This window comes from Bradyrhizobium sp. STM 3809, assembly GCF_000239795.1.
Lineage (GTDB): Bacteria > Pseudomonadota > Alphaproteobacteria > Rhizobiales > Xanthobacteraceae > Bradyrhizobium.
In genome coordinates this window covers 1-6,508 of record NZ_CAFJ01000327.1, presented here as the reverse complement: position 1 = coordinate 6,508, position 6,508 = coordinate 1, and the positions used below count along the sequence as shown (strand labels likewise).

The 6,508-nt window shown below is 66.1% G+C and carries 7 protein-coding genes and 1 pseudogene; 4 read left to right on the top strand and 4 right to left on the bottom strand.

All coding sequences use genetic code 11. The features are described 5' to 3' along the window. The 4 genes and pseudogenes from BRAS3809_RS18090 to BRAS3809_RS18075 all read right to left on the bottom strand — a co-directional run. Positions 1-259: amidase family protein (locus BRAS3809_RS18090; RefSeq protein ID WP_035656699.1), on the bottom strand; the 259-nt coding region annotated here is incomplete at its 3' end. A gap of 267 nt (positions 260-526) precedes the next feature. Next, positions 527-868: pseudogene (locus BRAS3809_RS18085) on the bottom strand (NAD(P)/FAD-dependent oxidoreductase); the annotation flags it as partial. Between the two features lie 114 nt (positions 869-982). Then, on the bottom strand, positions 983-1,525 hold the full coding sequence (locus BRAS3809_RS18080) for a DUF805 domain-containing protein (RefSeq protein WP_035656697.1): 543 nt from the start codon (positions 1,523-1,525) through the stop codon (positions 983-985). Positions 1,526-1,862: 337 nt separating this feature from the next. Continuing rightward, positions 1,863-2,381, bottom strand: coding sequence for a MarR family winged helix-turn-helix transcriptional regulator (locus tag BRAS3809_RS18075; protein ID WP_008963531.1), 519 nt, complete (start codon positions 2,379-2,381; stop codon positions 1,863-1,865). 77 nt (positions 2,382-2,458) lie between these two features. Between BRAS3809_RS18075 and BRAS3809_RS18070 the strand changes: the two genes are divergently transcribed. The 4 genes from BRAS3809_RS18070 to BRAS3809_RS18055 form a co-directional block, all read left to right on the top strand. After that, positions 2,459-3,679, top strand: a complete 1,221-nt coding sequence (locus BRAS3809_RS18070; RefSeq protein WP_008963530.1) for a cytochrome P450 — start codon at positions 2,459-2,461, stop codon at positions 3,677-3,679. A 20-nt stretch (positions 3,680-3,699) separates the two neighbouring features. Continuing rightward, positions 3,700-4,023 carry a 2Fe-2S iron-sulfur cluster-binding protein gene (locus tag BRAS3809_RS18065; protein WP_008963529.1) on the top strand — a complete coding sequence of 108 codons (324 nt, stop codon included), beginning with the start codon at positions 3,700-3,702 and terminating at the stop codon, positions 4,021-4,023. A 46-nt stretch (positions 4,024-4,069) separates the two neighbouring features. After that, positions 4,070-5,290 carry an ABC transporter substrate-binding protein gene (locus BRAS3809_RS18060; protein WP_008963528.1) on the top strand — a complete coding sequence of 407 codons (1,221 nt, stop codon included), beginning with the start codon at positions 4,070-4,072 and terminating at the stop codon, positions 5,288-5,290. Between the two features lie 420 nt (positions 5,291-5,710). Continuing rightward, on the top strand, positions 5,711-6,508 hold a 798-nt coding region (locus tag BRAS3809_RS18055), incomplete at its 3' end, for an ABC transporter substrate-binding protein (protein WP_035656695.1).

The window sequence follows — 6,508 nt, the reverse complement described above, 5'->3', positions numbered from 1 at the left end:
AGGCGGCGGTGGTCGGCAGCCCCGCGACATCGATGTTGTCCTTCACCGCGACCGGCACGCCGTACAGCGGCAGCGCCGCGGCATCCTTGCCGGCGAGCGCCTCGGCCTCGGCCAGCGCTTCGGCCTCGCCGCGCAGGCTGATGAAAATCGCAGGGTCGCCATAGGCGCGGATCCGCTGATAGCAGCGCGCGACCGTGTCTCTGGGCGTCATCAGGCCGGTGCGATGAGCGGCGACGATCTGGGCAACGGTTTCGGTCACGCGGCGCTCCGCAGATGTCGTGAGCCCGATGTCTGGCTTGCCATGTCGTTCTGCTCCGCCTCGCCGATCTGACGACGAAGGTAGCAAGCACCATGCCATTGTGTACATTGCCGGCGCGCAAGCGCGCTCCGAAATATGTTCTATTTCAGGGGTTTGGGCGGGCCGCGCGAGGGCTGTGGAGCGTGGCGGTCCTGGAAAGAAGGCGAATTGCCTATCTTTTGGTCAGACCTCAGTCCATCACCTTGCTGCTGCCCTGGGTGATCAGCCGTGCCGCGCGCCGGTCGCGAGCACCAGCGTGTCATAGGTCACGTCGGTGCCGTCCTCGAGCAGCACACGCCGCCCGGCGGCGTCGACGCCCCTGACGTTGGCAAACAGCGTCGTAACCTCCGGCCGGTCGCGCATCAGCGAGCGGATCGGCCACGCGATCTCCGAGGTCGCCAGCGAGGCGGTGGCGACCTGGTACAGCAGCGGCTGGAACAGATGATGGTTGCGGCGGTCGATCAGGGTGATGCGGACGGGCGCGCCGGCGAGCCGATAGGTCGCTTCCAGCCCGCCGAAGCCGGCGCCGATGATGACGACGTGATGAAGGTTGCGGCCCTGATCGGTCATGAAGCTGGCTTTCGCTGATGCGCCCAGCCTCAAATCAACACGCGCCGCTTTGGTTGCTGCAAGGTCGCCTTCGCTATGCTGTGATAGCGGACGTCTATCGTCCCGCCGGCCCGATCAATAGACGCGCCGGCCGGCATCGCCGCCGGTGATGCGCGCGAGCCGCGCCTCCGTGGCGGACTCCGCGCGGCGGCTGCCGCGCAACGGGGGCGACGGCGTGTGGCTGACGGTCGCGCCTGAGGACGGCGCGTCGCCGGCGCCGCTCGGGAAGAACAGCAGGGCGATGCACAGGCCGAAATTGATCAGCGCGCCGGGCCAGGTACCGGGATGGCCCGGCCTCGCGGCATATTCGGGAAACCGCGTGGCGATGACATAGTCCAGCACCATCACCGCGATCCAGGCCGGAATCACGCAGACCGGGTCCCAGCCGATATCGCGGAAGCGCATCGCCTGCAGCATCAGGTTCGCCAGCAGGCACAGGCCGATCACCGCCATGACCGGCACGCTGATCGCCAGCGCGGATGTCCGCGGCGCCATGGCGGCCACGGCGAAGGCGACCGCGACGGCCAGGATCACCGTGATGACCCCGAGGGCCAGCGAGGCGAGGAAATATGCCAGCCGGCCGAGACGCGCGTTGAACCCGAAGATGAACCCCAACATCCGTCCCGCTCCCGCGAGGCGCGCCGCGGCTGCGGGGCGCCAGTCCCGTCTGCATAGCAGGGCCAAATTGCCGCACCGCTTCGCCGTTGATTAAAATTGAGCGGATCGGGCAGGGCGCTGCCGCGCCGCGGTCGCCGACCCGAATTTTATCGTTGCCAAAGCAACTAATCCATGGAACGATTGCCGTCGCAATGATGGGCGCGGGATGGCCTGCGCCTCGCTCGAGGGATGAAACGCCATGCGCAGCCTGCTCACAGCGGGCGCGGCCGTTCGCGTATGCGCCGACGGATGTGCTGAGCAGAAGGGGCGATCGTGCGATCGCGTGGGATCGTGCCGATCAGCTCGCGCCGGTGACGGCGTCGAGATTGTCGTGGATGCGGCGCAGCAGCGTGATCAGCATGTCCTGCTCGTTCTTGTCGAGGCAGGCCAGCAGGCGCCGCTCGCGCTCCAGCGCGGCGATGATCACTTTGTCGTGGGTCGCGCGGCCCTTGGCCGTCAGCGAGATCGAGTGGCTGCGGCCGTCCTGCGGATCGTTGCGGATCGCGATCAGCCCGCGGTCCTTCATCAGCGCCAAGGTGCGGCTGACGGGCCCCTTGTCGAAGCCGATCACGCTGCAGATGCGCGAGGCGGGAATGCCCGGCTCGATCGCCAGCAGCGACATGATCCGCCATTCGGTGACGTTGACGCCGAAATTGCGCTGGTAGAACGCGGTCGCGCTGTTCGACAGCTTGTTGGCGATGAAGGTGATGAAGGCCGGCACATAGCGGTCGAGATCGAGCGTGAGGCCGTGCCCCCGACCTTGCCCCTCAGGCTCGCGCGGCGGCGCTTTGCGCGGCGTCCCCTTGGTCTCGCTCATGATCCCCAGCGTCCATGCATCGCCACTCATACGGACACGAAAAGCCGCATGACAAGGCCAAACTTCGGGAGGTCAGCATGAACCCAACAGGTCTTTCCGGCGCCGCCGTCGCGCCGGCCATCCCCCACCTCGCCATCGATCCGTTCTCCTACGCCTTCTTCGACGATCCCTATCCGGCGCACCAGGAGATGCGCGAGGCCGGCCCGGTCGTCTATCTCGATCAGTGGAACGTCTACGGCGTCGCCCGCTATGCCGAGGTCTATGCCGTCTTCAACGATCCCTTGACCTTCTGCTCCAGCCGGGGCGTCGGCCTGAGCGACTTCGCCAAGGAGAAGCCGTGGCGGCCGCCGAGCCTGATTCTCGAGGCCGATCCGCCGGCGCATACGCGCACCCGCGCGGTGCTGAGCAAGGTGCTGTCGCCCGCGGTCATGAAGCGGCTGCGCGACGGCTTCATGGCCTCGGCCGAAGCCAAGGTCGACGAGCTCCTGGCGCGCGGCTCGTTCGATGCCATCCCCGATCTCGCCGAGGCCTATCCGCTGTCGGTGTTTCCCGACGCGCTCGGGCTCAAGCCGGAAGGCCGCGACCATCTCATCCCCTATGCGAGCCTCGTGTTCAACGCCTTCGGTCCGCCGAACGAGCTGCGCCAGCAGGCGATCGAGCGCTCGGCGCCGCACCAGGCCTATGTCACGGAGCAGTGCCAGCGCGACAATCTCGCGCCCGGCGGCTTCGGCGCCTGCATCCATGCCTTCAGCGACAGCGGCGAGATCACGCCGGCGGAGGCGCCGTTGCTGGTGCGCTCGCTGCTGTCCGCGGGCCTCGACACCACCGTCTATGGCATCGGCGCCGCGGTGTATTGCCTGGCGCGCTTTCCCGATCAGTGGGCGCGGCTGCGCGCCGATCCGTCGCTGGCGCGCAACGCCTTCGAGGAGGCGGTGCGGTTCGAAAGTCCGGTGCAGACGTTCTTCCGCACCACGACGCGCGACGTCGAGCTCGGCGGTATCGTCATTCCCGAGGGGGAAAAGGTGCTGATGTTCCTGGGCGCCGCCAATCGCGACCCGCGCCGCTGGGAGCAGCCGGACGCTTACGACGTCGCGCGCAAAGTGTCGGGTCATGTCGGCTTCGGCTCGGGCATCCACATGTGCGTCGGCCAGCTCGTCGCCCGGCTCGAGGGCGAGGCGGTGCTGACCGCGCTGGCGCGCAAGGTCGGCAGCATCACCATGAGCGGTGCGCCGAAGCGCCGCTACAACAACACGCTGCGCGGGCTGGAGAGCCTGCCGGTCACCTTCACTCCAGCCTGAGCCAAGAGTCTGAGCAAGCCATGACGACGATCACCTTCATTCATCCCGACAAAAGCAGCCAGACCGTGGACGCCGCTGATGGCGACAGCCTCATGCTGGCCGCGCTGACTCACGGCGTCGACGGCATCGTCGCCGAATGCGGCGGCAACGCCGTCTGCGCCACCTGTCACGTCTATGTCGATGACGCCTGGGCGGCGAAGCTCGATCCCGTCTCCGACGACGAGGATGCGCTGCTCGACGGCACCGCGGCCGAGCGGCTGCCGAACAGCCGGCTGTCCTGCCAGGTCAAGGTGCAGCCGTCCCTGGCCGGACTGGTGGTGCGCATCCCGGACAAGCAGAGCTGACGGCTTCGACAACAACCAGAACAAGCAATCCATGGGGAAGGAACACATGAAACAATTCAGGACCTGTGCGCTCGCGCTGGCCGCGTCATTCGGCGTGACGGCCACGGCATCGGCCGGCGAAATCTCGGACAATGTCGTGCGTGTCGGCGTGCTCAACGACATCTCCGGCATCTTCCAGGACACGAACGGGATGGGTTCGGTCGAGGCCGCGCGCATGGCCGCGGAGGATTTCAACGGCGGGGGCAAAGGCATCAAGGTCGAGATCGTCTATGCCGACCATCAGAACAAGGCCGATGTCGGCTCGGCGATCGTGCGCAAATGGCTCGATGTGGAGAAGGTCGATGCCGTCGTCGACGTGCCGAATTCGGCCGTGGGCCTCACCGTCAATGAGCTCTTGCGCAACAGCCGCATGACGTTCCTGGCCTCGTCGACCGCGAGCTCCGATCTCACTGGCAAGGCCTGCTCGCCGAATACGATCCAATGGGTCAACGACGCCTGGGCGACCGGCAACACCACGGCGGCCGCGATGATGGGCCGCGGCGGCAAGGACTGGTACTTCATCACGGTCAACTACGCGCTCGGCCAGGGCATCGAGGCGGAGGCCACCAACTACATCGAGAAGCATGGCGGCAAGGTGCTGGGCTCGGCCAAGCACCCGCTCGGCACGACGGACTTCGCCTCCTTTCTGCTGCAGGCGCAGGGCTCCAAGGCCAAGGTGATCGGGCTCGCCAATGCCGGCGGCGACACTATCAACGCGGTCAAGCAGGCCGCCGAGTTCGGCATCCAGCAAGGCGGCCAGTCGCTGGTCGCCTTCCTGCTGTTCATCAACGACATCCACGGCATGGGCCTGAAGGCGGCGCAGGGCCTGCAACTGCTCGAGGCGTTCTACTGGGACATGGACGACGACACCCGCGCCTTCGCCAAGCGCTTTGCCGCGCGCCCCGGCATGAACGGCAAGATGCCGAGCGGCAACCAGGCCGGCGTCTATGCCTCGACGCTCGCTTATCTCAATGCGGTCGCCGCGACCGGCAGCGATGATGCCAAGGACGTCGTGCCGCAGATGAAGACGGTGAAGGGCAAGGACAGACTGTTCGGCGACGTCACCATCCGCGCCGACGGCCGCGTGGTGCATCCGATGTACCTGTTCGAGGTCAAGAAGCCGGAGGAAGCAAAGTACGCTTACGACTACTACCGCCTCGTTTCGACGATCCCGGCCGAGCAGGCGTTCCGCCCGATGGCTGATGGCGGTTGTGCGCTGGTGAAGTGAGGCGGCTCCGCTCTACGGCGCCCACTTCGGAATGAAAGTCGATCATCTGAAACTGCTGCTCATGAGTCACTCCGTCATGCCCGGGTTTGTCCCGGGCATCCACGTCGAGTGGCGACCGCTGAACCGCGTGGATGGCCGGGACAAGCCAGGACAAGCCCGGCCATGACGACGCGGGTGGGAGGCGGCTCGGCTATCCCAGCCTTCTCCCAGAGCGGCGCTCTGCTGTGCTGCAGCATCCTTAATAGGCACTATAGTTCTTGCGTTTGCCCGTTTCTGGGAATTATGGTGCATGGATCGATGGCGCGCAGGATCAGCGTCGCGCAACGGCTTGCTGCGGCGAAACGCCGCCGGCAGCCGTGCTGCTGCATGCCGGTGACGAAACAACGATAAGAACTGCACGTGATCAGGGGAGGGAAGACCATGAAGACGAGCTTCTGGCTGGCGGGCGCCGCGGCGCTGCTGTTTTCGAGCACCGCCTTCGCCGGCGACACCATCAAGATCGGCTTCGTCTCGACCTTCAGCGGTCCGACCGCCGTGATCGGCAACGACATGCGCAACTCGTTCGAGCTCGCGCTCGACCATCTCGGCCGCAAGATGGACGGCAAGCCGGTCGAGGTGATCTACGAGGATGACCAGCAGAAGCCCGACGTGGGCAAGCAGAAGACCGAGAAGCTGGTGCAGTCCGACAAGGTCGATTTCATCGTCGGCTACATCTGGTCGAACGTGCTCTTGGCCTCGCTGAAGACGGCGGTGGATTCCCAGACCTTCCTGATCTCCGCCAATGCCGGCCCGTCGCAGCTCGCCGGCGAATTGTGCTCGCCCTACGTGTTCTCGACCTCCTGGCAGAACGACCAGACGCCCGCGGCGATGGGCCTCTACATGAACCAGAAGGGCGTGAAGTCGGTGTTCCTCATCGGCCCGAACTATGCGGCCGGCAAGGACATGCTGGCGGGCGTGAAGAGCACGTTCAAGGGCCAGGTCGTCGGCGAAGAGTATACGGTGTGGCCGAGCCAGCTCGACTTCTCCGCCGAGCTCTCCAAGGCGCGCGCCTCCGGCGCCGAGTCGATCTTCGTGTTCTATCCCGGCGCGGCCGGCGTGCAGTTCCTCAATCAATACGCGCAGGCCGGCCTCAAGGAGAAGATGCCGCTCTACACCGCCTTCACGGTCGACGAATTGTCCCTGCCGCTGCAGAAGGACAATGCGATCGGCGTGCCCGGC

Excerpts from the sequence above, each read along its gene's own strand:
- BRAS3809_RS18080 (WP_035656697.1), bottom strand. The coding sequence starts at position 1,525 with ATGTTGGGGTTCATCTTCGGGTTCAACGCGCGTCTCGGCCGGCTGGCA.
- BRAS3809_RS18075 (WP_008963531.1), bottom strand. The coding sequence starts at position 2,381 with ATGAGCGAGACCAAGGGGACGCCGCGCAAAGCGCCGCCGCGCGAGCCT.
- BRAS3809_RS18070 (WP_008963530.1), top strand. The coding sequence starts at position 2,459 with ATGAACCCAACAGGTCTTTCCGGCGCCGCCGTCGCGCCGGCCATCCCC.
- BRAS3809_RS18065 (WP_008963529.1), top strand. The coding sequence starts at position 3,700 with ATGACGACGATCACCTTCATTCATCCCGACAAAAGCAGCCAGACCGTG.
- BRAS3809_RS18060 (WP_008963528.1), top strand. The coding sequence starts at position 4,070 with ATGAAACAATTCAGGACCTGTGCGCTCGCGCTGGCCGCGTCATTCGGC.